Origin of the sequence: Pseudomonas sp. UBA6276 (assembly GCF_002438365.1) — a bacterium.
Classification (GTDB): domain Bacteria; phylum Pseudomonadota; class Gammaproteobacteria; order Pseudomonadales; family Pseudomonadaceae; genus Aquipseudomonas; species Aquipseudomonas coleopterorum.
Genome location: NZ_DJUS01000077.1, coordinates 1 through 26,657 on the forward strand (window position 1 = coordinate 1; position 26,657 = coordinate 26,657).

General features: G+C 63.0%; 24 protein-coding genes and 1 pseudogene. 4 read left to right on the top strand and 21 right to left on the bottom strand.

Features of this window, described 5'->3' with window-relative positions; genetic code table 11:
• The 6 genes from B2V21_RS08865 to B2V21_RS08890 form a co-directional block, all read right to left on the bottom strand.
• Positions 1 to 775, bottom strand: a 775-nt coding sequence (locus B2V21_RS08865) for a 1-deoxy-D-xylulose-5-phosphate synthase N-terminal domain-containing protein (RefSeq protein WP_286916638.1), incomplete at its 3' end; no start/stop codon positions are given.
• Positions 776 to 845: 70 nt separating this feature from the next.
• A complete protein-coding gene (gene ispA, locus B2V21_RS08870; protein WP_286916639.1) occupies positions 846 to 1,733 on the bottom strand; it encodes a (2E,6E)-farnesyl diphosphate synthase in 888 nt (295 codons plus the stop codon).
• Positions 1,730 to 1,972, bottom strand: coding sequence for an exodeoxyribonuclease VII small subunit (locus B2V21_RS08875; RefSeq protein WP_049860808.1), 243 nt, complete (start codon positions 1,970 to 1,972; stop codon positions 1,730 to 1,732). The genes ispA and B2V21_RS08875 overlap by 4 nt, the downstream gene beginning before the upstream one ends.
• Before the next feature lie 80 nt (positions 1,973 to 2,052).
• Entirely contained in the window at positions 2,053 to 3,090 is a 1,038-nt protein-coding gene (locus B2V21_RS08880) for an NAD(P)-dependent alcohol dehydrogenase (protein WP_286916640.1), read from the bottom strand.
• Entirely contained in the window at positions 3,087 to 7,178 is a 4,092-nt protein-coding gene (locus tag B2V21_RS08885; RefSeq protein ID WP_286916641.1) for an SDR family oxidoreductase, read from the bottom strand. Before B2V21_RS08885 ends, B2V21_RS08880 begins: the two co-directional genes overlap by 4 nt.
• A gap of 14 nt (positions 7,179 to 7,192) precedes the next feature.
• Complete coding sequence (locus B2V21_RS08890) at positions 7,193 to 8,140, bottom strand: DMT family transporter (protein ID WP_286916642.1); 948 nt, start codon at positions 8,138 to 8,140, stop codon at positions 7,193 to 7,195.
• 61 nt (positions 8,141 to 8,201) lie between these two features.
• Between B2V21_RS08890 and B2V21_RS08895 the strand changes: the two genes are divergently transcribed.
• Entirely contained in the window at positions 8,202 to 9,140 is a 939-nt protein-coding gene (locus B2V21_RS08895) for a LysR substrate-binding domain-containing protein (RefSeq protein WP_082484652.1), read from the top strand.
• 4 nt (positions 9,141 to 9,144) lie between these two features.
• On the opposite strand, the gene cysC is transcribed toward B2V21_RS08895, so the two are convergent.
• The 6 genes from cysC to B2V21_RS08925 are packed head-to-tail and all read right to left on the bottom strand — an operon-like array spanning position 9,145 to position 14,923.
• Positions 9,145 to 9,729 (bottom strand): adenylyl-sulfate kinase, encoded by a 585-nt coding sequence (gene cysC, locus B2V21_RS08900; RefSeq protein WP_286916643.1) that lies wholly within the window; start codon positions 9,727 to 9,729, stop codon positions 9,145 to 9,147.
• Positions 9,722 to 10,876: an aromatic ring-hydroxylating oxygenase subunit alpha gene (locus B2V21_RS08905; protein WP_286916644.1), complete on the bottom strand. Its 1,155-nt coding sequence runs from the start codon at positions 10,874 to 10,876 to the stop codon at positions 9,722 to 9,724. Before B2V21_RS08905 ends, cysC begins: the two co-directional genes overlap by 8 nt.
• A complete protein-coding gene (locus B2V21_RS08910; protein ID WP_286916645.1) occupies positions 10,869 to 11,972 on the bottom strand; it encodes a mandelate racemase/muconate lactonizing enzyme family protein in 1,104 nt (367 codons plus the stop codon). Before B2V21_RS08910 ends, B2V21_RS08905 begins: the two co-directional genes overlap by 8 nt.
• A complete protein-coding gene (locus B2V21_RS08915) occupies positions 11,969 to 13,288 on the bottom strand; it encodes an NAD(P)-dependent oxidoreductase (protein ID WP_286916646.1) in 1,320 nt (439 codons plus the stop codon). The genes B2V21_RS08910 and B2V21_RS08915 overlap by 4 nt, the downstream gene beginning before the upstream one ends.
• Before the next feature lie 19 nt (positions 13,289 to 13,307).
• Positions 13,308 to 14,249 (bottom strand): 2-oxoglutarate and iron-dependent oxygenase domain-containing protein, encoded by a 942-nt coding sequence (locus tag B2V21_RS08920; RefSeq protein WP_286916647.1) that lies wholly within the window; start codon positions 14,247 to 14,249, stop codon positions 13,308 to 13,310.
• Positions 14,246 to 14,923: a class I SAM-dependent DNA methyltransferase gene (locus tag B2V21_RS08925; protein ID WP_056843983.1), complete on the bottom strand. Its 678-nt coding sequence runs from the start codon at positions 14,921 to 14,923 to the stop codon at positions 14,246 to 14,248. The genes B2V21_RS08920 and B2V21_RS08925 overlap by 4 nt, the downstream gene beginning before the upstream one ends.
• 492 nt (positions 14,924 to 15,415) lie before the next feature.
• On the opposite strand from B2V21_RS08925, the gene B2V21_RS08930 reads away from it, so the two are divergent.
• Positions 15,416 to 15,943 (top strand): glyoxalase superfamily protein, encoded by a 528-nt coding sequence (locus tag B2V21_RS08930; protein WP_286916648.1) that lies wholly within the window; start codon positions 15,416 to 15,418, stop codon positions 15,941 to 15,943.
• Between the two features lie 12 nt (positions 15,944 to 15,955).
• On the opposite strand, the gene B2V21_RS08935 is transcribed toward B2V21_RS08930, so the two are convergent.
• The 4 genes from B2V21_RS08935 to B2V21_RS08950 form a co-directional block, all read right to left on the bottom strand.
• Positions 15,956 to 16,729: an amino acid ABC transporter ATP-binding protein gene (locus B2V21_RS08935; RefSeq protein ID WP_090360605.1), complete on the bottom strand. Its 774-nt coding sequence runs from the start codon at positions 16,727 to 16,729 to the stop codon at positions 15,956 to 15,958.
• On the bottom strand, positions 16,722 to 17,384 hold the full coding sequence (locus B2V21_RS08940; RefSeq protein ID WP_286916649.1) for an amino acid ABC transporter permease: 663 nt from the start codon (positions 17,382 to 17,384) through the stop codon (positions 16,722 to 16,724). The genes B2V21_RS08935 and B2V21_RS08940 overlap by 8 nt, the downstream gene beginning before the upstream one ends.
• Before the next feature lie 12 nt (positions 17,385 to 17,396).
• The gene (locus tag B2V21_RS08945; protein WP_049860819.1) at positions 17,397 to 18,038 is read right to left on the bottom strand and encodes an amino acid ABC transporter permease; all 642 of its coding nucleotides are present in this window, start codon (positions 18,036 to 18,038) and stop codon (positions 17,397 to 17,399) included.
• A 158-nt stretch (positions 18,039 to 18,196) separates the two neighbouring features.
• A complete protein-coding gene (locus B2V21_RS08950) occupies positions 18,197 to 19,090 on the bottom strand; it encodes a transporter substrate-binding domain-containing protein (RefSeq protein WP_286916650.1) in 894 nt (297 codons plus the stop codon).
• A gap of 287 nt (positions 19,091 to 19,377) precedes the next feature.
• Between B2V21_RS08950 and B2V21_RS08955 the strand changes: the two genes are divergently transcribed.
• Positions 19,378 to 20,874, top strand: a complete 1,497-nt coding sequence (locus tag B2V21_RS08955) for a PLP-dependent aminotransferase family protein (RefSeq protein ID WP_286916651.1) — start codon at positions 19,378 to 19,380, stop codon at positions 20,872 to 20,874.
• A 126-nt stretch (positions 20,875 to 21,000) separates the two neighbouring features.
• Here the strand turns inward: B2V21_RS08955 and B2V21_RS08960 are convergent, their stop codons facing one another.
• Positions 21,001 to 22,323 carry an aspartate aminotransferase family protein gene (locus tag B2V21_RS08960; RefSeq protein ID WP_286916652.1) on the bottom strand — a complete coding sequence of 441 codons (1,323 nt, stop codon included), beginning with the start codon at positions 22,321 to 22,323 and terminating at the stop codon, positions 21,001 to 21,003.
• 230 nt (positions 22,324 to 22,553) lie between these two features.
• Between B2V21_RS08960 and B2V21_RS08965 the strand changes: the two genes are divergently transcribed.
• Positions 22,554 to 23,339 (top strand): aldolase, encoded by a 786-nt coding sequence (locus B2V21_RS08965; RefSeq protein ID WP_286916653.1) that lies wholly within the window; start codon positions 22,554 to 22,556, stop codon positions 23,337 to 23,339.
• Positions 23,340 to 23,707: 368 nt separating this feature from the next.
• Here the strand turns inward: B2V21_RS08965 and ppa are convergent, their stop codons facing one another.
• From ppa to adh, 4 genes and pseudogenes are all read right to left on the bottom strand, one after another.
• Positions 23,708 to 24,235 (bottom strand): inorganic diphosphatase, encoded by a 528-nt coding sequence (gene ppa / locus B2V21_RS08970; protein ID WP_049860823.1) that lies wholly within the window; start codon positions 24,233 to 24,235, stop codon positions 23,708 to 23,710.
• Between the two features lie 271 nt (positions 24,236 to 24,506).
• Complete coding sequence (locus B2V21_RS08975) at positions 24,507 to 25,298, bottom strand: zinc-dependent peptidase (protein ID WP_286916654.1); 792 nt, start codon at positions 25,296 to 25,298, stop codon at positions 24,507 to 24,509.
• Positions 25,299 to 25,302: 4 nt separating this feature from the next.
• Positions 25,303 to 25,950, bottom strand: a complete 648-nt coding sequence (locus B2V21_RS08980; RefSeq protein ID WP_282348261.1) for a DedA family protein — start codon at positions 25,948 to 25,950, stop codon at positions 25,303 to 25,305.
• Between the two features lie 182 nt (positions 25,951 to 26,132).
• Positions 26,133 to 26,657: pseudogene (gene adh / locus B2V21_RS08985) on the bottom strand (aldehyde dehydrogenase); the annotation flags it as partial.

Genomic DNA, 26,657 nt, shown 5'->3' on the forward strand with positions numbered 1-26,657 from the left:
CGATGTAGTTCCAGCCCAGTTCTTCGAACAGGGTCCCGGGAACCAGCATGCCCTTGGCGTATTCCTCAGTGCGACGGGCGATTTCCCAGGCGCCGGGCAGGCGCGACAGGACCTTCTTGCTGCCCTCGCGCATGCTGGTGTAGGTGCGGCTGGAGAGAATCTTGGCCAGGTAGTTGGACAGGCCGCCGACATTGCGCGAGATCGACATGTCATTGTCGTTGAGGATCACCAGCATGTCGGCGTTGACTTCCGGCGCATGGTTGAGCGCTTCGAAGGCCATGCCTGCGGTCAGTGCGCCATCGCCGATCACGGCAATGGCTTTGCGCCCGCTGTTCTGCAGGCGTGCGCCGATGGCCATGCCCAGCGCGGCGCTGATGGACGTACTGGAGTGCCCGACGCCAAAGGTGTCGTATTCACTTTCACTGCGTCGCGGGAAGGCGGCGATGCCGTCCTTCTGACGCAGGCTGGCCATGCGTTCGCGGCGACCGGTGAGGATCTTGTGCGGGTAAGCCTGGTGGCCGACGTCCCAGACCAGACGATCGTCGGGTGTGTCGAAGACGTAGTGCAGGGCGATGGTCAGCTCGATGACGCCCAGACCGGCACCGAAATGCCCGCCGGTCTGGCCGACCGTGTAGAGCAGCTCCTGGCGCAGTTCGTCGGCCAGTGTTTCGAGCTCGGCTTCGCCCAGACGGCGCAGGCCGGCAGGAGTGTCAGCACGGTCGAGCAGGGGCGTCGCCGGGCGTTCGCGGGGGATCTCTTGAAACGTCGTGGGCATCAGGCGAATCGTTATGAGTTTTAAGAATGGAGCAGTTTACCTGATGCGGCGGCGGCTGCGCACGCGCTCGTCAGTTGCGTCGCGTCACAATGTAACGTGCCAGCTCGCGCAGCGGCTCGGCCGCGGCATCGAAAGGCTGCAACGCGTGCAAGGCCTGATCGCGCAGATCCAGGGCGTAGGCCTTGGCGGCTTCCAGACCGAGCAGGGCCGGGTAGGTCGGTTTGTTCAAGGCGATGTCGGCACCTTGGCGTTTGCCCAGGGTGGCGGTATCGCTTTCGACGTCGAGGATGTCGTCCTGTACCTGGAACGCCAGCCCTACCGCTTGGGCGTAGGCTTGCAGCGCTTGAAGTTGCGCTGGCTCGGCGCGGGCGCTGGCCAGCGCGCCGAGGCGTACGCTGGCCTCGATCAAGGCACCGGTCTTGTGCCGATGCATGAATTCCAGGGCGTGCCGATCAAGCTGCAGACCCACCGAGCCCAGGTCGATGGCCTGGCCGCCGACCATGCCGGCCGGGCCTGCGGCCTGGGCCAGCACCTGGACCATGCTCAGCCGGATGGTATCGCTTTGCGGGCTCAGGCTCGGGTCGAGGAGGGCAGTGAAAGCCAGGCTCTGCAGGCCATCACCGGCAAGGATCGCGCAGGCTTCGTCGAACGCCTTGTGGGTGGTCGGCTGGCCACGGCGCAGATCGTCATCGTCCATGGCCGGCAGGTCGTCGTGCACCAGCGAGTAGGCATGGATCAGTTCGACCGCGCAGGCCGCGCCATTGGCTTGGCTTGCGTCGCCACCCAAGGCTTCGCAGGCGGCATAGGCCAGCAGCGGGCGGACCCGCTTGCCACCGTTCATGACGCTGTAACGCATGGCCTGGTAAAGCCGGGTCAGCTCTGCCGACGGGGGGACGAACAAACCTTGCAGCGCGCCATCCACGCGTTGTTGGCAGAGAGCCTGGTAGGCAGCGATCATTCAGGCTGTTCCGTGTCGAAGGGTTCTTCTGAGAGTTCGCCGTCCTTTTCCAGCAGCACCTGGACTTTCTGCTCGGCCTGGGCGAGCGCGCTCTGGCAGTCACGGGTGAGGCGGATACCGTTCTCGAAAGCGCTGAGCGAGTCTTCCAGCGAAAGCTCGCCGTTCTCCAGGCGTTCGACCAGCGTCTGCAGGTCGGCAAGGGATTGTTCGAAATCCAGGGAGGCTTTTTTGCGGGCCATGGCAGCGGTCTCGGCGAGAAGGATTGAAACCGGGCGACGTTATCAGACAGGCGGCTGCGGGGCAAATGGGAGCAACGCGGCTACTGGGGCTGGCTCTGCACGTCGCCGACGTGCACCACGGCGCGGTAGCGCACCCGTCCTTTGCGCAACTGCCGTATGGCCTGATTGACGTCTTCCATCGGCCACGACTGCACCCACGGTCTTATTTCGCGCGTCGCCGCGAAGTCCAGGGTGTCCAGAATATCCTGACGCCCACCGACATTGGCGGTGGTAATGCTCAAGGTCTTGTACATCATGGAGGCGATATCGAAGGTCACCGGTGGCGGCATGCCGGCGAAACACAACGTGCCGAAGGGCCGGAGCATGTCGACGATGGCCGTCCAGTCGCAGGTGACCGAGCTGGTCACCAGAATGTAGTCCAGGGCGTTGCGCACCTGTTTGCACTCGACAGGATTGCTCAGGTCGACGAAACGATTGGCACCCAAGGTCCGGGCATCGCGTTCCTTGTGCGGGCTGCTGGACAGCGCAGTGACGCGACAGCCGCGCTTGGCTGCGAACTGGACAGCGAGATGGCCCAAGCCACCAATGCCGACGATGCCGACCGCCATGCCGGGCCACGTGGCGCGTCTGAGCGCCGTGTACACGGTGACGCCTGCGCACAGCAGAGGCGCGGCATGTTCGCTGCTCAGCGTGGTAGGGATGGGGAATACGAAGCGGCTGTCGCAGTGCATGTAGTCGGCCAGCCCACCGCGTTCGCCATGGGTGCAGGTGGCGATCAGGCAGGGGCAATGCTGCTCTTCCCCCCGAAGGCAGAATTCACAGCCCAGGCAGGCGCTGCGGTACCAGCCAACGCCGACCCGTTGGCCAAGGCTCAGGCCTGCGACGTTTTCACCCAAGGCACTGACGTGGCCAATCACTTCGTGCCCGCACACCTGTGGGTAGACACTCGCATCGCCCCAGTGGCCATCGATCAGGTGCAGGTCACTGCTGCACAGGCCGCAGTGAGTGACCTGGATTTCCACATCCATCGGCCTCAAGGGCGGGCTGCGGTAGCTGAGCGTCATCAGTTCGCGCTTGGATTGAGCGGCCGCCCACGCGGTGACCAGGCGTCCGTTCATGGACGGGCCTGCTCAAGGTTGTGGAGCAGTTGTCGAGTCAGCCGTGCGGCCCATCCCGAGTTGAGGCGAGGCGCCGAGGGACCTGGGAATTCCAATTCGTTGCGCGCCGGTGTGGCGGCCAGGTCATCGAGAATCATCGGCAGGATCAAGCGGGTCTTGGCGATGATCGGGTGCTGGCGGGTGTCGCTGTCCAGGCGCTGTCGCCAGCGGTCCAGGGGTAGCGGGGCGAAGCTGCCCGGTGCGAGGGTGTCGGCCACCCAGCCACACAGGACCTTCCAGGACAGGGCTCCGTTTGGATGGCACAGGTTGGACGCTCGACCCAGTGTGCCGGCGGGTAGCTGGATCGCCAATTGCGCCAGGACCTGCGCGGCGGCGTCGACGGGTGTCAGGTCGATACCGCCTTCGAGGTCGGCTGGCCAGCATCCAAGTAAAATGCACGTGCCCAGTAGCAGGCACACGTAGTCGCTGTCGTTGACGGTGCTGTGCTCAACCCCGAGGGGCGCCGCCAGGTCGCCGCAACGGACGATGGTAACGGCCAGGCCATGTTCGCGTGCGGCGTTCAGCGCCATGGCTTCGGCAACCTGCTTGCTCTCTTCGTACCCAGTTCGCGCGCTGCCGCCCCCGGCGAGAGTGGACACCAGCAGCAGCGGCATCGCACCATCGAGGGCCAGTTGCACGATCTGAGCGGTGCCTTCGACATTGCACGGCACCAGATTGGCATAGGGCTTGACCCAATTGACTTCGGCCCCTGCGTGAACAACGCAATCGACGATTGCCGCCAGGCTCTGATAAGTGTCTGCAGACAGCCCCAGTTGCGTGGCGGTGAGGTCGCCACATTCGATCTGCAGCTTGCCCAGCCAGTCCAGCGGCACGCCGGTTGGCACCAGGCCATGGCGGTGCAGGCTGTCCAGGCAGCGTCGCCGCGCTTCTGCCAGGTCCCTGGCACGGACCAGGCAGACCACCTGTTCGACCTCGAGCTGACGGGCCAGGGTGGACAGGATGAATGCGCCGAAAAAACCCGTCGCGCCGGTCAGCAGGATGCGCTTGCGTGGTTTGGCTCGGTAGGCGTGGAGAACCTGTGCGCCGCTATGCGGCCCAGGATTGAACGCGTAACGCGCTGCCTCCACAGCGACTTCGCGCAGGACCGAGGCCACAGGCAACCCGGCCTGGGCGCGATCAATGGCCAATGCCATGCCTTGCAGTCGCGTGTCCTTGATCAGTGTGGAGAGGGAAAGCTGTACATCGAAACGCTGGTTGAGTTCGAGCAGCAATTCGCTCAGTTGCAGGCTGCCGCCGCGGTCAAAGAAATCATCGTCTTCGTGCAAGGCCGGAATGTCGTCGCCCAGCAGGGTGCGCCAAACTGCGGAAACCTGTGCCTGGGTGGCGGTCAACGGCACTTGGTCTTCAGGCAGTGAAACGGCTTGCCCCAGGTAGGCTGCGCTCAACGCCCCGCGCTTCTGATTGCGGCCAGCGTCCAGGCTGGCCAACGCGTAGTAGGCGCTGGGTACCGCAAAGAAAGGCAGGTTCAGTGCAGCCCAGGCGCGCAGGGCAGTGGCTGTGGGCAGTTGCTTGGGGTTGGCAGGCACGACGTAGGCCAGCAATTGTCGGGCGGCGCCTTCGTGACGGCTGCCGACATAGGTTTGGGCCACCAGCGGATGGCTGTTCAAGACCTGCTCGACGTTTTCCGGATGCACCTTGTAGCCGCGGATCTTGAGGTGGGCGCTATCACGCCCGAGCAACCGCAGGCGGCCGTTGCCCAGCCAGATCACCCGATCGCCGCTGTCGAACAGCTGGCCGTTCAGCGCAGCGTCAGGCTGCCCGAGGTAGCCAGTGAACATCCCTGGCGTACGCAGGTGCAGGTGACCTGCGACGCGGTGGGGCACCGCCTGCCCGTCCCGGTCAAGCACCCGGGCTTCGACACCCCTGATCAATTGCAGGCTGCCGTCATCGTGTTTGAGCGCAACGTCGCCGGCTTCGTTGGAACCGTACAGGTCGATCAGGTGACAGTCGGGCAGTAATGCCTGCACGTGTGAACGCAAGGCCGCCGACAGGTTCTCCCCGCTGCTCCAGAGCACTTCCAGGCCCGCGCAGCAGGCCACGAAACGAACTTCTTCACGGACCAGGCCCTGCAACAACGATGGGGTAATCATGATCTGCTGCAGATGGTTGTCGGCGATGAAGTTCATCAGTCGGATCGGGTCCAGCACCACCTCATCGCCGATAAGCACCGTGGTACACCGGCTGAGCAGCGGGTAATACAGGTAGCTGGTCAGCCAGGCATTGAAGCCTACTCGTTGCCCAGGCTGCAGATAGCTCTGCCACAAGCCCAGCGAATCAAGCACGGCAGACGGTGGCATCAACGCCACCTTGGCAGGGCCGCTGGTGCCCGAGGTCAGCAGGCCGTAGGCGATGGCCGAACGAGCGGGTGCCCATGACGGACAGTCGGCAGGTACCTGGCGGGCGAATTGGCTTTCCAGCAAATGGGGCTGCGTGGCATCTAGCTGTCGCGCGCCATCGGCGTCGCACAGCACCAGGCAGTCGCCCAGGCGCTCGAGCAACTGATGGCAATGTTGAGCGCTGTACCAGGCAGGCACCTCGAGATAGCGGCGGCCGGCCAGGGCACAGGCGGTCATGGCCACGGCCGTGTGGATGTTCTTGCGCTTGAACAACACCGCCCAGGCATCAGGCGCCAGGCGGGCTCGCAGCACCTGCGCCAACCGCTGCGCCTGATCGTGCAGTTGCTGCAGGGTCAGGCTGTCGCGCCCATCGCTGACGGCGACGTGATCCGGGTCGGCGGCCACGCAGGCATTGAACGTATCCAGCCAGTCAGGCACGGCTACCGGGCTCAGGTTGTGATGGTTGAAGGTGCCCCAGTCATCGAGACTGCGTTCGCGCAAGCGTTGCAGTTGCAAGGTGCAGGCCTGAGGCGCTGTCAGTGGCGAGGGGCCGGTTCGGCCTTGTGCATCCAGCAAATGAAAGCCGGTTTCGGTCAGCAGCCCGATCACGCAGGCTTGTGCCATCAGCTTGTCGATGGACGGCCGCTGCGCTGCGATGTCCGCTTCCCGACAGGCCAACAACAGTGGCTGGCCGAGCAGTTCATGCAGCGGGGCCGGCGCCTCGGTCTTGGCCCAGGTGAGTGCCGAGGTATCCAGGGCATGGCAGTTCACCCTGGGGAACTGGGCCATGGCCCAGAGCAGGTGACCGAGGTCCTCGCTGCCGCTGTGCAGCCCGCTGTGCAGCAGGACGATATCCAGATTCGCCGAAGGTGCGCGGTGCAGGTTGCTGAGCGTCCCGGCGGTACTGGCAGGTCGCTGCAGGCCGGCCAGTAGGGCGAAGAATCGATACGTCGGCTGGGCGTTGGCGGCGGTTTCGTCGACCACGGCGGGGTAGGCTTGCTCAGGGTGGTGCACGGGTGCAAAACCGGTCGAGCGCTGCGCCTCTTCGTGCCAGCCCTTGAAAAACTGCCAGGCAGGTACCGTTTGTGCTTCCCATTGCAGCATGGTCGGGTTGAACGGTACGCCCAGAAAGTCGCACAACGTGCTCAAGCCGCTGGCGCTGTCGTGCATCAAGTCCTGATCGCTTTCCAGGGCCAGCAGACTCTGGGCCGGGCACACTCGGTGCACGCGCCGGTACAGCGCCAGCAGTTCCTCGAATCCCGACTCCTCGGCATCGAACCACGTGTCCTCGCCCTGAGTACCGACGCGATACAGTGAGCGCATGACCGCCTCCGGCTCGCGGACCAGAAACACATGCTTGAACTGCTGCAGCCAATCGTCGCTGATCTGGGCAAAGTCGCAGAACCAGGCGATTTCCTTGCTCAACAACACCGACTTCCCTTCGGGCAATGGCGCCAGGGCCAGCGCGTCCAGAGCCTGGCCATAGGTGGGCACCAGGTCCCGGTTGCCGGTCTTGCGGTGGGTGTCGAGCACGTTGCGGTATTTTTCAGGCCAGTGCTGCATCAGGAACGGCTCGCTCAGTCTTTCGTGAAGTACGTGCACGGCGGGGTGTTCCATCACGCAGCGTTCAAGTGCAGTAGAGCGACTTCTGGACACGGCCCAGATGATCACTCGCAGCGGTCGCATCAACATGTCCAGCTCCTTGGTCAACCACGCAGCACCCAGACCCCGGATGCGGCAATCAGGCCCATGCCCACGATCATGATGGCGTCGGGGACTTCATTGAACAGGGCAAAGCCCCAGAACATCGCAAACAGCAGGTAGCTGTAATCGAACGTGCCCACGATCGTGCTCGGGCCTAACTGATAGGCCTTGGCAACGCCCACGCTCATCAGCACCATCAGTACCGCAAGTACACTCAGCAATCCCCACTGCGCAGGCCCCAGCGATACCCAATGCGGCGCCAGGAAACCTTCGTGCACAGGCTCCGATGATGGGCTCTGCAACCGATGGCCCAGCAACACCAGTGCCCCGACCAGGCACAGGCAGAGGTTGAGATTGAGCGCCAGCGACAACGCGCAGTGGCTGGCGCATCGAGTGCGCGTCACTACAGCCGCCACGGCGTAAAGCAAGGCTGCCAGCACCGGCAACAGCGACATGGCGGAAAAATGTTCAGCCGTTGGCCGCAGGATCAGCAGTACGCCAAGGAAACCCAAAGCAATGGCCATCCAGCGACGTGGGTTTACCTGCTCGCGCAGCACCTTTGCCGACAGCAGGGCAATGAACAGCGGCGCGGTATAGAGCGCCAGCGCGGCCAGGCTCAGACTCACGTGCGGCAGTGCAGCGTAGAAGGCGATCCACATCAGCGTGAGGGCCGCACTGCGCAGCAGTGTCCAGCGATCCCATGTCAGTTGAAGCCACGTGCTGCTGCGCTGCGACAGGCACAGCCACAGCAGGAGCAGGGCAATGGCGATCGTGGAACGAATGACGTACAGCTGCCATACCGTGAACTGGGCGCTGCCCAGCTTGATCAATGCATCGGAAGTCGCGACCAGGAATACCGAACCGGTGATCAGCTGCGCGCCTGCGCGTGTGTCGTGAAGGAAGCGTCGCTTTTCCATGCCGTGGTGAGTCCAGGCGGTGAGTCTTTGCATGATGTGCTAAAAGGTGACATGGTTTGTAACGACCATTTATTCGGCCAGGCAACTTCAGGTTATGGAAAACCTCCGGCGCAAGTTACCGCCACTTTCAAGTTTGATTCCTTTTGAAGCGGCTGCCAGGCTACAGAGTTTCTCCCGTGCGGCGGACGAGTTGCACCTTACCCAGACCGCCATCAGCCGCCAGATTCGTTCGCTCGAAGAGAACCTGGGTGTGCAGTTGTTCGATCGCAAGAGCCGTGGCGTTTTTCTTACCGACGCCGGTGAAAGCTATCGCCAGACGGTTGCCGCCGCCTTGCGGGATATTGCCCAGCGGACCGAAGAGCTGCGTCAGCATCAGTCGTCGGCACGGGTCGTGGTGCTGTCGTCGCAATTGGTCGAAGCGTTCTACCTGTTCATGCCGGCGCTGGCAGGCTTTCATCAGAAGCATCCGCAGATCGAATTACGCCTGCATTCGACATTGGCTGCTATCGGTGACGAGCGCGAACGCTTCGATGTGGCGGTCCAGACCCTGGGCCGGGCCAGTGCCGATCACGTCCTGCTGTTCAGCGCACCTGATGAAGTCTTCCCGGTGTGCAGCCCTGCCTACTTCGATAGCATCTGCAGGCGGTTGACCCTTGAAGAGTTGCCCAACTGCCGCCTGCTGCACTACGAGCCGAGCAGGCAAGATTTCGTGGGCTGGGACCAGTGGCTGGAATATGTCGGTGCGCCGTTTCGGGTGGGTCGCAAGGGGATGGGCTTCAACAGTTTTCCGGTCATGATGCAAGCGGCGCTGGAAGGCCATGGCGTGGCACTGGGCTGGGGGATGACGACACGGCAGATGCTTGAAGATGGCAGGTTGGTGCGCCTGTTCGACAAGCGCTTGGCGATGACCGACGCACTGGGCGTCTACAAGTGGCATGCCAATCCGCTCTCGCCGGCGGCCGGCCTGTTGGTGCAGTGGCTGCAACAGCTTTTGCTCGAGTTCAAGCCCAGCGTGGAGTCGGTCTCGGCCTGAGGGGTCACATCACCGCGTTGCGCAGCGACAGGCAGCCAAGCAACGACTGCACGCAGCACGTGGCACTCATGTTGGCGGTCGTCAGCCTGACCTGGGGAGCCAGCGGCACTTCGTAAGCGGCGCCCACGCCGGTGAAATGGCTCAGGGCACCGCCGCGTGCCTGGCGATACAGGCCTTTGGGATCCCGCGCTTCGGCGAGCGCCAGGGGGGTATCGACGAAGACTTCGACGAAGGCATCGCTGCCGATGATTTGCTGCGCCAGCGCCCGGTGTGCAGAGCGCGGCGAGATCAACGCGGCCAGGACGATGCAGCCCTGGAGGCAGAACAGGCGCGCGACTTCAGCGGTTCGACGTACGTGCTCCAGGCGGTCGCTATCGCTGAAGCCGAGGTCTTGGCAGAGCCCACGCCGCAATTCGTCACCGTCGAGCACTACACAGGCATAGCCCAACTCTTCGAGCTCCACTTGCGTGGCCCGGGCGATGGTGGTCTTGCCAGCGGCGGGGATGCCGGTCAGCCACAGCACCGTGGGGCGCGTGCTGGCCAGCCGCCGGTGTGGCAGTCGAAAGGTGCCGTGGGGGGATCTAAGCATCGCGTGCTCCAGGGTCGGCAAGTGCTGCCAGTACCCTCTTCTGGATATCGTGTACGGCATGTTCGCTGAAACCGCTGCGCAGCGCATCCACCATCAACCGTCCCCCAGAGTAGCCCAGGCTGGGCAGGCCTTTCTGGACACTCTCGCACAGGGGCAGATCTTCTTCACGGACCACCGCGACGAAATCGATCACGGCCTGCTCCTGGGGATCGGGCTGGGGGCCTTGGGTGAACCATTGCACACGCTGCTCACAGCGTTGCGGTCCCGTAGGTACGTGATGCAACAGGTTCATGTACCCGCCCGGATAGACCTCGATGCACAGGTTTGGCCAAACGTACCAGGCACCGAATTCGCCCGTGCGCGGCGCGCCGGGGTTGGTCGCGTAGCCTTGCCGTTCACCTTGGCCGGCGCTCAGATGGGCATGGAAACCCGGATGCAGGTCGATACGGTAGCTGCTCAGGTCCAGTGTCTGCTGCGACAGGCTGGGATGACAGCCGGGGCAGTGATAGCACTCTGAATAGTTTTCCACCGAGACCTTCCAGTTTGCCTGCAGTGCATAGGTATGGCTGTAGCTGTGGTAGAGCGACTCTGGCGCAGGCGAGAAGCTGCGCAGTTGCGCCTCCAGCCCGGCGAGCTGGCTGGCCAATGGTGCGGCGTCGGGGTCCAGATTGAAGAAGACCAGCCCGCACATCACCTCCAGGCGCACGCTGGCCAGGCGGGCACGCCCAGGTTCGAAACCTGCCACGTCGCAGCTGTGCCGAGCGCTGAGCAAGCTGCCTGCGTGGTCGTAGCGCCAGGCATGGTAGGGGCAGGTGATTGCGCCACGCAGTTGCCCGCAGCCTTCGAGCAGGCGATGGGCGCGGTGCTGGCAGACGTTGTGGAACGCCCTGAGCTGGCCGTCCTGGCCATGCACCACCAGTACGCTCTGCTGGCCGATGTCGCAGACGATAAAGCTGCCTTCGACCGCCAGCGCGGAAACATGGCAGGCGTACTGCCAGGTGCGATGGAAAATGGCCTGCAGTTCCTGATCGTAATGTGCGGCGTCGAAATAGAAAGCGCCGGGGAGGTTGTAGGCGTGCTCGGCATCGGGATGAAAAGCACCGACGTCGAGGCTCGTACAGAGGTGTTCTGCACCATATTCATTCATGGACGGCCACCGCATCGCCCAGGGTTTGCGGGCACAAAGTCAGGCCCAAGCCGGGGCTGTCATCCAGTCGCGCAATGCCGCGGCTCACGCTTACGCCGCCATGTGCGGTGACGATGCTGTGATGGCGGCAGGCGTTCCAGCTGGCGCGCAGGTATTGATGGGGGGTGGCCATGGCCAGGTGCATGGCCGCAGTGTCGGCGATCTGGCTGCCGCCCACGTCTTCGATGTTCATCTGGATGCCGCGCTCAATGCAGTAGTCGCGTAGATGCCGGGCCTTGGTCAGCCCGCCGACCCGGGCGATCTTCAAACCGATGACCTGGGCGGTATGGCGGGCACAGGCGCGGTACAGATCGCCGGCGTCGTGAATGCATTCGTCCAGAATCAGCGGCTGGTGCGTCAGCCTGCGCACATGCTGGCACTGTTCCAGTGTCTGGCAAGGCTGCTCGAAATGAACCTCGGGGTCCTTGACGGCGTTCATCACCGCGATTGCCTGGGCCGGCAGCCAAGCGCGATTGGCGTCGAAGGTCAGGTGGTCGCCGCGCACGCGATCGGCCAGCAGGCTCTGGATCCGTGAAAGGTCGGCCGACACACCCGATCCGACCTTGCATGAATGGGTCCGGTAGCCTTCGGCATGCGCTTGGTGCATGTCGACAACCATCTGCCGGGGCGTTGAGGTGGGGATGCTGCTTTGCAGGGTCAATTCGGTGTTCAGGCGTCCGCCGAGGAGCGTGTGCACTGGCAGGTTGCAGTAGCGCCCCAGAATGTCCCAGCAAGCCATGTCCACGGCGGTCTTGACGTAGGGGTGGCCTGGCAATGCCAGGTCCATGACCTGATTGATCGCATTCAGGTTCAGCGGGTTGCAGCCCAGCAGATGAGGCGCCAGTTCGGCCAGCCCGGCGCGCACGCCGCGGGCGAAGGCCGGCAGGTAGGACGAGCCCCACGGACAGCTTTCGCCGATCCCGGACAAGCCTTGGTCCGTCTCGATCACCACGATGGTACTGTCCAGCGCGCTGTAGTGCAGACGTCCGCCGGACAGTGCGTAGGGCTTGTCCAGAGGCAGGTCCACTTGGTAGATGCGCAGGCGACTGATTTTCATGATGCCTGCCTCGCAGGCTGGGGGGCGAGCACAGTGTCGAGCGCCAGGGCTTGCAGGATGGGCAGATGCAACGATTCCATCAGCCTTGGGAAATCGTGCAGCAGTGCCACATGAGGTACATAGCTGTCACGTTGATCATCCACCCAGCTGGCACCACAACTGTGGCTGACCACCTGCTCGAGCAGCGATGGCTCCAGGCCCATGGCGTCCCCCAGTTGCAATGCTTCCTGCCGGATGGTGTGGTTGGTCCAGGCCATGACTTCCAGTACGCACTGGGCGTAGTGGCCGCATGCGGGATGGGTGAGCGTATAGCCAAAGTGCTCCGGCAGGCTGGGCTTGCGTCGGCCGCGTGCGTCGATCACGAAAGTGTCGGGATGGCGATAGGTTCGGTCGGCGCCATAAGGCGAGGGTGCGGTGAAACCGTCGATCGACAGGCGACGCTGGTTTTCGGCTTCCATCAATGCCACCACCTTGAGGTGGTTGGCGTGGGCCGGGTAACGACCGCCGGCCTGGCGATAGCGCGCCTCGATCAGCCGACCCAGTGGCAGGTCAACGCCGAGCTCGTCGGCCAGAGCCACCGTCAGGGCCATGTCCTTGACGGTGATTTCCAAGGTGCAGGAGTGATCGTAACTGCCGTCCAGGAGCATTGGCGTGACCTGGTCGACGACGAAGCAGTTGGCTTGCGAATGCTTCGCCACATTCCATAACCAACGCAGGTCCAGCCCCTGGTTCTGCGCTACCAGCAGCAACTCGCCCCACGCCAGGGTCGCGCAGTAGAACAGCAGGTTGGTCAGTAACTTGACCGACTGACCATGGCCGATGGCACCCACGTGGAAGCGGTGTTGACCCATCGCGTCCAGTGCCGGACGGGCAATGTCATAGGCCTTTTTCTCACCGCCGACATAGAAGCAGACGTTGTTGAAGTCCACGCCCATGTGCGAGAGGTTGCTCACGGGGGCCTCCAGGCTCATGACGCCGCGCAGCACGGCCATTCGGGCGATGTCCAGGGTGTTGTGGTAATCGGTGGTCGAGGTGTCGATCCATACCGCACCGCTGGCCAGGGCGGTGAGTGCGCCATTGTTGCCGATCATGGTTTCGCGCACATGGCTGGGCAGTGGCAGGCAGGTGATCAGGATGGCGTTGCCCACGGCCGCTGCCGCAGGGGTCGATGCCCACTGCGCGCCTTGACCGCAAACCCAGCGTTCGCAGCTGGGATCATGATCGTGGACAGTCACGATGAAGCCTTTTTTCAGCAGTGCAGTCACGAACGGGCGCCCCATGTTGCCGGCACCGATAAAGCCAATGGAAAGGGTCATCGAGCAATTCCTTGAATGTTCAAACCAGTTGGCGGGCCCTTCCAGCGCCCTGTTTGCGTACCCAGATCGAGTCGAAGTTGTCCAGCATGACTTCGGCCGTGGAAAAGCTTGGCCCGTCGTCGATGGGCGTGATGATCGCGTCGATGTCCGGGTAGATGAAAAAAGCCAGAGACACCCGAGCGCTGGGCTGACGATGCAGAACTTGATGAGCGGTACTGACCAGGCGTCCATGGGTCCAGCGTTGCAGCAGATCACCCAGATTGACCAGCACGGCGCCTTCCAGGCACGGCACGTCGCGCCACTGGCCGCGGGTATGGACGCGCAGTGACGGCTGCGGCAGGGGTTGCTGGATCAGCACGGTAAGAAAGCCGTTGTCGGTGTGCTTTCCGGCCGTTCCCGACCTGGCCGGGTAATACGAGGCGCGCTGGATCAGGGTTGGCCGGCGAAAATGTGCATCGAAGGCGTGCGCAGGCAGGGTCAGCGCGGTGGCGATCGCACGGCGCAGGTTCGGGAACAGGTGTTCCATGACCTCGCCCTGCAAGGCATAGGCGCTGGCGTTGAGGCCAGGAGCCACATGCTCGTCGGGCAGTACGCTGGGGCCACTGAAGGGCGCGCATCCGGGCCGGTCGATGCCCCAGTCCAGATGCTGCTTGTTGTCCGGGCCGGCATCCGGGTGCAGGGTTTCGCCGTATGCACCGACGTAGCCGCGTGCAGTGGGCGGGTAGCCGGGCTGCCGATCATGACCGAAACGCTGCTTGACCGACTCGGGTAGCGCGAAAAAGGCCTGGGCGGCGTTCAGGTATCGCTCGATCAGCACGGCCGAGAGGCCATGTTCGACCAGATAGAAAAAGCCGTCGTGCACGCATGCATCGTGCAGCTGGGCAAGAGCCTGCGGTTCGCATGCGGCCAGTTGCGCAAGGGAAATGACCGGCAGTACCGGTGTGTCATGAGCGCCGTTCATGCGACGTGCAAGGCCAGGTAGTGGGCTTTGGCGTTCTGCAGGTAGCGGGCCGACATCTGCCCTTGCAGTACGCTCACCCCCTGCTCATCCTCGAGTGCCTGCAGCAGTGGCTCGAAGCCGGCGGTGTCGTAATAAGCCTCGCGAATGCTCACCACCACCACGCCACCCGATTGCGTCATGCCGATCAGGCCACGCAGCGCGGAGGCCGGCAGATGCCCAGGAATAAAGGCACCGCAGCACACAACCGCATCGAAGCGGCGGAGCATATCGGGCGGCAGCGGCTGGGTCAGATCTATCTGGCTGTACAGATGCTGATAGGCCTGGGTAGCTTGGGCCTGGTCGATCATGGGTTTGGACAGGTCACACCCGCTGATCTGGCGATAGCCGCGTTCATGCAGCGTACGCCCGACCAAGCCGGTACCGCAGCAGGCATCGAGAACACTGCTGACGTGGCGGACAGCGGGGCACTGCGCCACGGCGTCGAGCAGATCGACCACCATGGTTGGGCCGCAATAGGCTTCGGCTTCGACATCGGCATCGTAGTGACGAGCCCAGTGATCGTAGTAACGCTCCAGATGGTGAGTGCTGTGGTGCGACAGCGCATCAGCAATCGAACGGGTGCTCGAAGTCTGCGGCGCAAGAGCCGAAGGTATGACGGTGGTGGCTGCATCCATGATTCGAATCTCGAAGGAAAACTGTTGGGCGGGTTGGCTGTCGTAAGAGTTAGCAGCGCCGCCAGACAGGGTCAATCGAGCTGAAATGGCCTTGATTCGAAAGAAAATTTACAGCCGCAGACGGGGCTCCTGGGCTGGCACGGTGTTGCACGCGCGTCGATCAAGGCAGCGTACCGCCGCCTCCCGGAAACACGCCTTGTCGGGACTGTAAAATCCTTTACGACGCACGATCACGCGCAATCGCTAAGGCCCGATCCATGATTTTTTCGCCGGGCACGCCGTCAATTTAATCGTGGCTCACAGAGCAGGATTCACGGCACTTTTCGGGATGACCATCGTCCTGTTTTGCGCTAGGCTCTGCGACGGCCCATGCTGCCCGCCGCTCGCTCCGCAAGGAAAGGTGAAAGCATCATCGAGCAACGCCCTCATACCTCTCTTGATCGTCGAGGTCTGGCAACGCGAGCACCAGCATGCATCGACTCGGGAGTTGTCATGTTTTCTATCGAGCAAGCCAAGCAGATGGCCAGGACGTTGCGCGTCGGGCTGCAGGCGCAGGGTCATGAAGTGTCCCATTCCAGCGCTTTGGAAATGGTCGCCCGGCAACTGGGGCACAAGGACTGGAACACCGCATCAGCCAGCCTGGCGCCGATCGCTTCTTCGACCATCGGTTTCGACCGGGCCATCCCCATCCTGCGGATTTTCGACGAAGTCAAGGCCCGCGAGTTCTACCTGGACTTTCTGGGCTTCGAAGTCGAGTTCGAGCACCGTTTCGAAGCTGATCTGCCTTTGTACCTGGGCGTGGCACGAGGGAGTCTGCACCTGCATCTATCCGAACATCATGGCGATAGCTCGCCAGGCTCGACCGTGTTCGTGCCGATGCAGGGTGTGGAAGCGTTGCGCGACGAACTGCTGGCCAAGCGTTATGGCTATGGGCGCCCGCAGATCGTCGATCAGGGGTGGGGAAGGGTATTGGAAGTGTATGACCCATTCGGCAACCGGATTCGCTTCTGCGAAGGGTGACAGCGGCCTGATCTAGGCCGTGATTTCGAGAAACTTGCGCACCCGTTCGGTATCAGGGTTGCTGAAGAACTTCGACGGTGGGGCTTTTTCGATGATCCGGCCCTTGTCCAGAAACACCACTTGATCGGACACGGCGCGGGCGAACTCCATTTCGTGGGTGACCACGATCATGGTGTAGCCCTCGCTGGACAGGTTCTTCATCACCTGCAACACCTCGCCGACCCGCTCGGGATCGAGTGCCGAAGTGGGCTCGTCGAACAGGATCACCTCCGGGCTCATGGCCAGCGCTCGGGCAATGGCCACCCGTTGCTTCTGGCCACCGGACAGCGTGTAGGGGTAGGCCTCGTGCTTGTCGGCCAGGCCGACCTTTTCCAGCAGTTCCACGGCGATGGCACGCGCTTGGTCCTTGGGCATGCGCTTGACGTAGATCGGTGACTCCATGACGTTCTGGATCACGCTCAGGTGCGGCCACAGGTTGAAGCCCTGAAACACCATGCCGGTGCGGGCGCGCAGCGTGGCCAGCTCTTTGCTGGTCATCTTGCGGCGGGTCTGCTCATTGATGCCGATGCGCTGGCCAGCGATGTGGATGCTGCCTCGATCCGGCTCCTCCAGCCAGTTGATGCAGCGCAGCATGGTCGACTTGCCGGAGCCCGAGGAGCCCAGCACGCTGACCACTTCGCCCTTGTTCACCACCAGATCGATGTCGCGCAACACCTCGACGCCGTCGAAACTCTTGGAAAGCTTGCGGATACTGACCGCCGGGATGGCGATGCTGGGTTCAGACATGGTCGAATCCTCTTCTGGCGCCGAAACGGCCGGCGCGCTTGAGCGCCAGCTCCAGGCAGATGCTGATCAGCCAATACATCACGATCACCACCACAAACGCCTGGGTCGGGATGAAATAGGTGGACTGCACCGAGTTGGCGGCGGCAGTGAGTTCCTGCACGGTGATGATGGTCAGAAAGGCGGTGTCCTTCAGTGCAATGATCAACTGGTTGCCCAGCAGGGGACGGGTCTTGATCAGCAGTTGCGGCAAGGTGATGCGCAGGTACAGACGCAGTGGGGTGAAACCGTGCGCCTTGGCGGCCTCGATGTAACCTTCGGGCAATACCAGACGGCTGCCGCGCAGGATCTCGGCGAAATACGCTGCATGGTAGACCACCAGGGCCAGCAGGCCGGCGGTCCAGGCGCTCATGCGCAGACCCAGTTCCGGCAGGCCGTAGTACAGCAGGTAGGCGAGAATCAGGAACGGCAGGGTGCGCATCAGGTTGATCCAACCGCGCACGACTATGGACAGCCGGTTGCGCTCCTCGAGCAGGAACACCCAGGCGCAGCCCAGTACGAAGGCGCAGATGATCGATAGCGCGAACAGTCCCAGAGTGGCCAGCAGGCCATCGAGGAACAGCGCCCGTGCCTCCCACAGAATGGTCCATTCAGTCATGTCGATAATTCCTCACATGGCCAGCCGATTGGCTTTTCGTTCCGCCAGCCCTTGCAGCTTGAGCAGTACGCCGATGATCAGCATGTACAGCACGGCGGCGGCGAGGATGGGCGGCAGCGGATCGTAGGTCACCGCCGAGATGCGGTTGGTGACGCGGGTCAGGTCGACGATGCCGATCACGGCCACGGCCGGGCTGCCCTTGATCAGAAACGACATCTCGTTGACCAGGCCGGGCAGGCTGGTGGTGATCATTTGCGGCAACATGATGCGGCGAAAGAACACCCCACCGGTCATGCCGCAGGCCAGCGCGGCCTCGCGCTGGTCGCGGGAGAAACTGAGGAAGGCGGCGCGCCAGATTTCCGCGTTGAATGCGGCGGTGTTCAGGGTCATGGCGACGATGGCGGCCGTGTTGCGGTTCATGTTGATGCCGAACACCGGCGCCGAGAGGAACAGGAACAGCACCAGGGTCACCAGCGGTGTGGCCCTGGCCAGGCTGATATAGAGCACCAGCAATTGCTCGACGAACGGGACCTTGGCCAGGCGGATCAGGGCGATGACCAGACCCAGGACGACACCGATGCCGATGGCGATGCCGCATAGCCACAGGGTGGTCCAGGCGCCTTCGAGCAAGAGTAGCCAGGCGTGTGTGTTCATGGCAGGCATCCTTGGCTGGGGGTTTTGCGTTGTATGTTCCGGCCTCTTCGCGGGCAGAGCCCGCTCCCACAGGGCTACACCGCTCATCACCCATCCGTGTGGGAGCGGGTTCTACCCGCGAAGAGGCCCGCACTGACACAACCCGATCATTCAGGCGATCACTTCATCCCCGCCAACGTGTGGAACTGCTCGACGTTGGTGATCGGCTCCTTGGGCATGTCCGGGAAGGCTTCGCCGAACCACTTGGTCTGCAACGCGGCCAGACGCCCGTTGGCGCGGATCTGGTCCATGAAGCCGCTGAGGAACGTGAGCAGCTCCGGGCTGTTCTTCGGCACGGGCCAGGCGGCGAAGCCGGCGCCCGACACGGCAATGCCCTTGGCGAAGGTGTCGCCGCGGGTCTTGACCAGGTCGTTCACCGAGATCAGCGCGTTCACGGCGTAGTCCAAGCGACCGTTGGCCAAATCGGCGTAGATTTCCGGGTACGACGGATACTCCACCACCTTGCCCATCTCGCAACCCTTGTCCTTCATCATTTTCTTGAGTTCGGGCAGGCGTGCCAGCAGTGCGCTGCCGGCCTGCACGCCGACGGTCTTGCCGCACAGGCTGGCGATATCGCTGAGGCGCTTGTCATCGGCACGCTTGACGTAGAAGTGTTGGGCGGACGCGAAAGGCGGGGCGAAGTTGAACACGCGCAGACGCTCATCGGTGACCAGGGCGCCGGTGAAGGCCACGTCGTACTGGCCGGAAGAAACTGACGCCAGCAGCCCGGTCCAGGGCAGGATGTCCTGCTTGACGTCGATGTTCTGGGTTTTGGCGTAGGCCTTGAGGTCCTCCAGCAGCTCCTTGTGAAAGCCTTCGGGTTTGCCATCGACGATGTAGTTGAACGGTGCGTAGTCATCCTCGGTGGCGACACTCAGGAAACCTTTGCTCTTCACCTCGGCGAGGTCGGCTTGGGCGCCGAACGAGGCCGAGAGTACCAGCGTGGCCAGGCTCAACGTGCGCAGCAGGCCCAGGGATGTGCCGGTCATCGAACGCTTGCGGGGTTGCTTCATGGATGCTGCTCCCGAGGGTTGAAATAGGCCTGATCGTTTCGCTGAACGAAGGCGTTCAGTGGCATGGCCTCAACCTTAGTGAGGCGTCTGCGCACAGCGATAGGGGCAGTTGGGCACATTCGACTGGCCAGTTGCGTGCGCAAAAAAGCATGGCGCGCTATTTGCAAAGTCCATCGATCGGCATGGGTGCCAACAGGTTGGCTCGCCCTGGAAACCGGGCGGGTCCAGGACAGGTGAAAGCGCTTCGACGCGGATCAATCCGCGGCGGGCCATCGCGGAGCGAGAGCATGATCGATCACGTGTTTTACCTGGATTTCGACCAGCAGCGCGGCTTGCAGGAGCAACTGCGCGAGTCTCTGGTGTCGGCGATTCTGGGCGGAGGGTTTCCACCCGATGAGCCCTTGCCGTCGTGCCGCAAGCTGTCCCAGCAATTGAGCATCTCGCGCAATACCGTGGCACTGGTGTACGAGAGCCTGCTGGACAACGGCTATCTGGTGAGCCGCCCTCGCAGTGGTTACTACCTGCATGCCGACTACTGCGGCGGCGATGCGCGCAACGCCTGGCCATCGTTCAGCCGTCACCGTCCGGTCGGCTACAGCGATACCTGCGATGCGGAGCGCGCTCCGGATTGGGCCGGGCGCCTGAAGATGCTCCCCAGTTTGAAGCACGGCGTCCTGCGGCCCGGTGACTGGAGTGGCTTCAGCTACCCGTTCATCTACGGGCAGCCCATACGGGACTTGTTCCCGTTGGAACGCTGGCGTGAAGTGTCGCGCAATACCCTGCGCAGCGAACGCGATCAAGGCTGGTTGTGCGATCGTTTCGACCGCGACGATCAGATGCTCATCGAACAGCTTCGCACCCGCGTGCTGCCCAAGCGGGGCATCTGGGCCAGCTCCGACGAAATCCTGCTGACCCTGGGCTCGCAGAACGCGCTGTACCTGCTGGCCACACTGCTGATGACGCATGGCGTCAAGGTGGCCATCGAGAACCCCGGTTTTCGCGATGCCCTGAGCATCTTCGAATTGCAAGGCGCTCACGTGCACAAGCAGGACATCGACGCTGAAGGGCTGGTGGTGGATGCTCGCCTGGACGACTGTGACTACCTCTATGTGACGCCGGGCCATCAGGTGCCCACCGGCATCGCCATGAGTGCCGCACGACGGACCCGCCTACTGCAGCATATTCGCCAGCACGACCAGATCCTCATTGAGGACGACTACGACGCCGAGCTCAACCTGGACCATCATCCGCAGCCCGCGCTCAAGGCCAGCGACAGCAGTGGGCGGGTGATCTACCTGAGCAGCTTGTCGAAAGCCTTTTCACCGGGGCTGCGCCTGGGTTACATGGTGGCCGATGCCGAACTGATCAGCGAGCTGCGGGCCCTGCGCCGCTTGATGTACCGGCACCCGCCGTTGAACAACCAGCGCATGCTGGCCGAGTTTCTCGCTCAAGGTCACTACGATGCGCACCTGCGCCGCTTTCGCGAGGAACATGGGCGGCGACGGGCCTCGATGCAGGACGCTGTCAGTCGATGTCTGAGCAGTTGCCAGCATCTGGGCAGCGACAGTTCCAGCGCATTCTGGCTCAAGGCACCGGCCGGCGTGGATACTCAGAAACTGGCGTGGGCGGCGGCGCAGAAGAGTATTCTGATCGAATCCGGAGCGCAGTTCTTCTTCAACCCCGCACCGCCCGGGAATTTCATGCGGCTGGGGTTTCATGCCATCGACGCCGACAAGATCCGGCCAGGGATAGAGCAGTTGGCTGGGGTGCTGGAGGGGGTGTGAGGGATTGAGTCTTGTGGTGCTTGTGCTGGCCTCTTCGCGGGCAGAGCCCGCTCCCACAGGTAAATAAGATCTTCTGTGGGAGCGGGGCGGGCGGCGAGCTCTCTGCCCGCGAAGAGGCCAGCCCATTCACCGCGAATACCTGCCTGAAAACTCACCGATCACCTCATCGAAAACCCCCAGCGCTTCCTCCACCTGGGCGGCATTGACGATGCATGGCGGCACCACGTGCAAGCGGTTCTCGACGATGAAGGTCAGCAATCCGCGCGCCTGAAATGCCGCTTTCATCTGGCCCATTACCGGAGCGGCCAGCGGCGTCTTGAGTTTTCTGTCGCTAATGAACTCCAGCGCCCAGAACAGGCCGATCCCGCGGGCCTCGCCGATCAACGGGTACTTCGCTGCCAGCGCCTGCAAGCCGGGCCCCAGCACTTCAAGGCCGATGTGCCGGGCGTTGTCGACGATGCCTTCCTCGGCCATCACATCCAGCGTCGCCACGATGGCCGCCATGGCCAACGGATGCCCGGAATAGGTCAGGCCGCCGGGGAAGAAATGGTCATCGAAATACTCGGCAATGGGTTTGGAAATCATCACCCCACCGGCGGGCACGTAGCCGGAGTTGACCCCCTTGGCGAAGCAGATCAGGTCCGGGACGATGTCGAAATGGTCCAGTGCCAGCCAGCTGCCGGTGCGCCCGAAACCGGCCATCACTTCATCGAGAATCACCAGGATGCCGTACTCGTCGGCCAACGCGCGCACGCCAGCCAGGTAGCCCTTGGGCGGCACCAGGATGCCGGCCGTACCGGGTATGCTTTCCAGCAGGATGGCCGCAATGGCAGCCGGGCCTTCGCATTCGATGACCCGGCGCAGGTGCTGCAGCGCGCGTTCACATTCTTCCTGCTCGTTGGTGGCATGAAACTCGGTGCGAAACAGGTACGGATTGAAGAAATGCACATGGCCGCGGGCGAATTCATTGGGCACTCGCCGTGGATCGCCCGTGGCGACGATGGCCGCGCCGGTGCTGCCATGGTAGGAGCGGTAGGCGGAAAGAATCTTGTCGCGCCCGGTGAACAGCCGCGCCATGCGCATGGCGTTCTCGTTGGCGTCCGCGCCGGCATTGGTGAAGAACACTTTGCTGAAGTGGCTCGGCGCCCGCGCCAGGATGCGCTTGGCCGCCTCGCCGCGCATCAGGTTGGCCGTGGCTGGAGCCACCGTGACCAGGCTGCTGGCCTGCTCGACGATGGCCGCGATCACTTTCGGATGCTGATGGCCAATGTTGGTGTTGACCAACTGGCTGCTGAAGTCCAGATACTCGCGCCCCTCGTAGTCCCACATCGTGCAGCCCTGGCCGCCGGCGATCACCAGCGGGTTCAGCGCGCCCTGGGTCGACCAGGAATGGAACACGAATTCGCGGTCCAGGGCGTACACGTAGTCGTTGGAAACGGGCGTGCTCATGGGCTACCTCTGCAGGATCGTAGTCAGCCAGGGCTGGTGGCGGGGCCGTGAGCGCACGGCGGTGGCTCACGATAGGAACAAACGCTGCCGCGCTCGTAGGGCCAGATGGGCTGAAACAGTGGGTCAGGCAGTTCGACTGGCCCAGGCAAACCGCGTAACTGTCCCTTGGCCCGCGGCTGGTTTTGGCTACGCTTGGCAGTCTCTCTCCAGCATTTTCAGGATCCGTGACCATGGCTCACAGTTTCGATATCCACCCTGCTGTCAGCCCTGTGACGCGTACAGCCAGTCTCGACAGCCCCGAGATCCGTCAGGCGCGCATCGACTTGGCGGCCTGTTTTCGCATGGCGGCGAAACTGGGTATGGCCGAGGGGATCTGCAACCACTTTTCCTTTGTGCTGCCCGGCCATCCGCAGTTGTTTCTGGTGAACCCGTTCGGCCTGGCGTTCGCCGAAGTCACCGCGTCCTCGTTGCTGATCTGCGATTTTCAGGGGCGGGTACTGGCCGGTGAAGGCCAGCCGGAGGCGACGGCGTTTTACATCCACGCCCAACTGCATCGCCTCAACCCGCGTGCCACCGCCGCGTTCCATACCCATATGCCCAACGCCACGGCGCTGTGCATGCTCGAAGGCGACCCCTTCGTGTGGGCTGGGCAAACAGCGTTGAAGTTCTATGAGCGGATGGTGGTGGACGAGCACTACAACGGCCTGGCCCTGGACGATGCCGAGGGCGAGCGTATTTCGCGCGCGGCCGGTGAGGCGGATATCGTCATGCTCAAGAATCACGGCCCGCTGGTGCTCGGCCCCAGCATCGCCGAAGCGTGGGATGACCTGTACTACCTGGAACGGGCCGCCGAAGTGCAACTCAAGGCCATGGCCAGCGGCCGTCCGCTCAAGCCCGTACCCCACGCCATCGCCAGCGCCGCGTGCCGGCAGATGCTGGTCGGCAACGCCGAGAGCGCGCGTCTGCATCTTGAGAGTGTCAAGCGTGGTCTGGCCGGCACCGGCTACGACCTGTAGGCGCTGCGAGTTACCGTGAAGAGGCTGGATTCGATGGCGACCCGAAAGACGCTTTCGCGGCCGATGACCGCTCCTACAGGGGTGTACAGTGTTTCGTAGGAGCGGTCTGTGGCCGCGAAACAGGCGCTGCGCAGTTTCTTGCAGGCATTAAAAAGCCGGCTTATGGCCGGCTTCTCGTCGACGATCTTGCCTTACTTTTGGTAAGCCGCAACCGCCTGCAAACTGTTGACCAGCCTGAGCTGGTGAGGGCCAAAGAATACGCACGGGCGGGTGCCTGTGCAAATCTCTTTTTCCCCTCAAGGCCAAATGCCTTTGCTGCGCCCATGAAAAACCCCGGCCTGGGCCGGGGTTTTCGGTACAGCGACGGATCAGCCTTTGTACGCGGCGACCGACTTGGTGATTTCGGCGCGGGCGGCGTCTGCGTCGCCCCAGCCTTCTATCTTCACCCATTTGCCTTTTTCGAGATCCTTGTAGTTCTCGAAGAAGTGCTTGATCTGTTCCAGCAGCAGCGGCGGCAGATCAGTGTATTCCTTGACGTCCACATACAGCTGCGACAGCTTGTCGTGCGGTACGGCGATGACCTTGGCGTCGCCGCCGCCGTCGTCGGTCATGTGCAGGATGCCGACCGGACGGGCGCGGATGACCGAGCCTGGTGCAACCGGGTAAGGGGTGACGACCAGCACGTCGAGGGGGTCGCCATCATCGGCCAGGGTGTTGGGGATGAAGCCGTAGTTGGCCGGGTAGAACATCGGCGTGGCCATGAAACGATCGACGAACAGGGTGTCGCTGTCCTTGTCGATTTCGTATTTGATCGGCGCGTGGTTGGCCGGAATCTCGATGGCGACGTAGATGTCGTTCGGCAGGTCTTTGCCAGCCGGAATCTTGCTGTAGCTCATTGGGCGTTGCCCCCGTGGTTTGGGCCAGTCTGAAGGCCGTGCAGGCCGAAAATGTGGGCGCGATTATAGGCACATTGTAGGAACGCATGCCACACGCGCCGCGGTCCTGCCCCGGTCGTCTGCAGCGCCTGCCGACGCGGCTCGCGCCGCTGCTACGGGGGACCGTGTTCATCCGCGCGATGCAGGCCATCGGCAACCCATCGCATGTGCCAACGCCGCGTTTGCCGGCAATCACATTCCCTGCAGCAGCGGCGCAAGCCGCGTCCGGGCGTTATGCAGGTCGGGGGAGGGCCGCGAGCCGTTCGAGCGGATCCTGGCGATAGAACAGGCGCAACTGCTCGTAGACCTGCGGATAGGCCTCGTGCAGCAAATCCGGCGCGGCGAAGAAATACTCGCTGGTGACGGCGAAGAACTCCGCCGGGTTTTCCGCCGCATAGGCGTCGATGGCTGTTTCCACCTCCGGATCGGCATCGAGCTGACGATTGAGGTCGTCGTAGGCGTGCTGCATGGCGCTGGCCCAGTCGCTCACACGCATGTCGCCGTGCAGCGGCGGCAGGCCGTTGGCGTCGCCGTTGAGCATGTCGAGCTTGTGCGCCAGTTCATGGATGACCAGGTTGTAGCCGTCCCAGCCACCGCTGGTCATCACCCCCGACCAGGCCAGGATGACCGGCCCCTGTTGCCAGGCCTCGCCACTGTGCTCGCCGTCCCATTGGTGCTCCACGCCGCTGGGATCGCGATAACGCTGCGGGCTGACGAAATCGTCGGCATACAGGACGATTTCGTGGAAGCCCTGATACCAGTCCAGATCACCCAGTTGCAGCAACGGCAACTGCGCCTGCGCCGCAAGATGAAGGCGAGCGCGATCGTCGAGTTCGACACCGGGCAGGCAGGTCAGGGCCTTGGCCTGCAGGAACAGCACGCAGGCCTCGCGCAGGTGCTGGTCCTGCCGTGCATCGAGGCCATCGAGAATCGGCAGGTCTTCACGCACCGTTTGCCACAGCGCGTCATCGATACGGTGGCGGTCCAGAACCCGCTGGCGCCGCCAGGCCTTGTACGACCACATGATTTCAGCGCGACGGGGCAGGGCCGCCCATACGGCTGCGCACCAGGCCGATGATCATCGGCAGCAGCGAAATCAGGATGATCGCGACGATCAGCAGGGTCAGGTTCTGTTTGATGAACGGCATGTTGCCGAAGAAGTAGCCCAGGGTCACCAGGCCGCAGACCCACAACACCGTGCCCAGCACGCTGAAGCCCAGGAAGCGCGGGTAGTGCATCTTGCCGACACCAGCCACGAACGGGGCGAAGGTGCGCAAGATCGGCAGGAACCGCGCCAGGGTAACGGTCTTGCCACCGTGGCGGGCATAGAAGGCGTGGGTCTGATCCAGATAGTCGCGACGGAAGATCTTGGAATCCGGGTTGCTGAACAGCTTGTCGCCTACGGTACGCCCGACGATGTAGTTGGTGCTGTCGCCCAGGATGGCGGCGCTCATCAGCAGGGCCGCGAGCAGGAACGGGTCCATGCCGCCGCCGGCCGCCACGGCACCGGCGATGAACAACAGCGAGTCACCGGGCAGGAAAGGCATCACCACCAGGCCGGTTTCGCAGAAGATCACCAGGAACAGGATCGCGTAGACCCAGGTGCCGTACTGGGTCACCAGCATGTTGAGGTACACATCCAGGTGCAGGATGAGGTCGATGAAGCTGAATTCCATGGCGGGTACCTGTGCTGATTCGATCTTTGAGAATCCGCGCAGTATACCGATGGGTGAAGCAGGTTTGTTGGTCGGTTCGCCAGGTCCGCACAAACGACCGACGGTCGCGTGTCGGTCCAGCGAAACTGACAAGGTCGGCAGAGCAGGCAAGGGACGCCAAGGCATCCCTCGCTGTCGTTGGGTCAGAAGAAGCCCAGTGGATTGATGTCGTAGCTGACCAGCAGGTTCTTGGTCTGCTGGTAGTGGTCGAGCATCATCTTGTGGGTCTCGCGGCCCACGCCGGATTTCTTGTAGCCACCGAACGCGGCATGCGCCGGGTACAGGTGGTAGCAGTTGGTCCAGACCCGTCCGGCCTTGATCCCGCGGCCCATGCGCCAGGCACGGTTGATGTCGCGGGTCCAGACCCCGGCACCCAGGCCGAACTCGGTGTCGTTGGCGATGGCCAGGGCTTCGGCTTCGTCCTTGAAGGTGGTGATGCTGACCACCGGGCCGAAGATTTCCTCCTGGAACACGCGCATCTTGTTCGTGCCTTTGAGCAGAGTTGGCTGGATGTAGTAGCCGGTCGACAGGTCACCTTCGAGTTTCTGCACCTGACCGCCGGTGAGCAGTTCGGCGCCTTCACCCTTGGCGATTTCCAGGTAGGAGAGAATCTTGTCGAATTGCTGCTCCGACGCCTGGGCGCCGACCATGGTGTCGGTGTCCAGCGG

Coding starts and splice junctions, on each gene's coding strand:
- B2V21_RS08895 (WP_082484652.1), top strand. CDS start 8,202: ATGGAAAACCTCCGGCGCAAGTTACCGCCACTTTCAAGTTTGATTCCT.
- B2V21_RS08935 (WP_090360605.1), bottom strand. CDS start 16,729: ATGTCTGAACCCAGCATCGCCATCCCGGCGGTCAGTATCCGCAAGCTT.
- B2V21_RS08880 (WP_286916640.1), bottom strand. CDS start 3,090: ATGAACGGACGCCTGGTCACCGCGTGGGCGGCCGCTCAATCCAAGCGC.
- ppa (WP_049860823.1), bottom strand. CDS start 24,235: ATGAGCTACAGCAAGATTCCGGCTGGCAAAGACCTGCCGAACGACATC.
- ispA (WP_286916639.1), bottom strand. CDS start 1,733: ATGATCGCTGCCTACCAGGCTCTCTGCCAACAACGCGTGGATGGCGCG.
- B2V21_RS08955 (WP_286916651.1), top strand. CDS start 19,378: ATGATCGATCACGTGTTTTACCTGGATTTCGACCAGCAGCGCGGCTTG.
- B2V21_RS08930 (WP_286916648.1), top strand. CDS start 15,416: ATGTTTTCTATCGAGCAAGCCAAGCAGATGGCCAGGACGTTGCGCGTC.
- B2V21_RS08905 (WP_286916644.1), bottom strand. CDS start 10,876: ATGAATGAATATGGTGCAGAACACCTCTGTACGAGCCTCGACGTCGGT.
- B2V21_RS08890 (WP_286916642.1), bottom strand. CDS start 8,140: ATGCAAAGACTCACCGCCTGGACTCACCACGGCATGGAAAAGCGACGC.
- B2V21_RS08885 (WP_286916641.1), bottom strand. CDS start 7,178: ATGTTGATGCGACCGCTGCGAGTGATCATCTGGGCCGTGTCCAGAAGT.
- B2V21_RS08915 (WP_286916646.1), bottom strand. CDS start 13,288: ATGACCCTTTCCATTGGCTTTATCGGTGCCGGCAACATGGGGCGCCCG.
- B2V21_RS08950 (WP_286916650.1), bottom strand. CDS start 19,090: ATGAAGCAACCCCGCAAGCGTTCGATGACCGGCACATCCCTGGGCCTG.
- B2V21_RS08965 (WP_286916653.1), top strand. CDS start 22,554: ATGGCTCACAGTTTCGATATCCACCCTGCTGTCAGCCCTGTGACGCGT.
- B2V21_RS08920 (WP_286916647.1), bottom strand. CDS start 14,249: ATGAACGGCGCTCATGACACACCGGTACTGCCGGTCATTTCCCTTGCG.
- B2V21_RS08910 (WP_286916645.1), bottom strand. CDS start 11,972: ATGAAAATCAGTCGCCTGCGCATCTACCAAGTGGACCTGCCTCTGGAC.
- cysC (WP_286916643.1), bottom strand. CDS start 9,729: ATGCTTAGATCCCCCCACGGCACCTTTCGACTGCCACACCGGCGGCTG.
- B2V21_RS08875 (WP_049860808.1), bottom strand. CDS start 1,972: ATGGCCCGCAAAAAAGCCTCCCTGGATTTCGAACAATCCCTTGCCGAC.
- B2V21_RS08925 (WP_056843983.1), bottom strand. CDS start 14,923: ATGGATGCAGCCACCACCGTCATACCTTCGGCTCTTGCGCCGCAGACT.
- B2V21_RS08945 (WP_049860819.1), bottom strand. CDS start 18,038: ATGAACACACACGCCTGGCTACTCTTGCTCGAAGGCGCCTGGACCACC.
- B2V21_RS08940 (WP_286916649.1), bottom strand. CDS start 17,384: ATGACTGAATGGACCATTCTGTGGGAGGCACGGGCGCTGTTCCTCGAT.
- B2V21_RS08975 (WP_286916654.1), bottom strand. CDS start 25,298: ATGTGGTCGTACAAGGCCTGGCGGCGCCAGCGGGTTCTGGACCGCCAC.
- B2V21_RS08960 (WP_286916652.1), bottom strand. CDS start 22,323: ATGAGCACGCCCGTTTCCAACGACTACGTGTACGCCCTGGACCGCGAA.
- B2V21_RS08980 (WP_282348261.1), bottom strand. CDS start 25,950: ATGGAATTCAGCTTCATCGACCTCATCCTGCACCTGGATGTGTACCTC.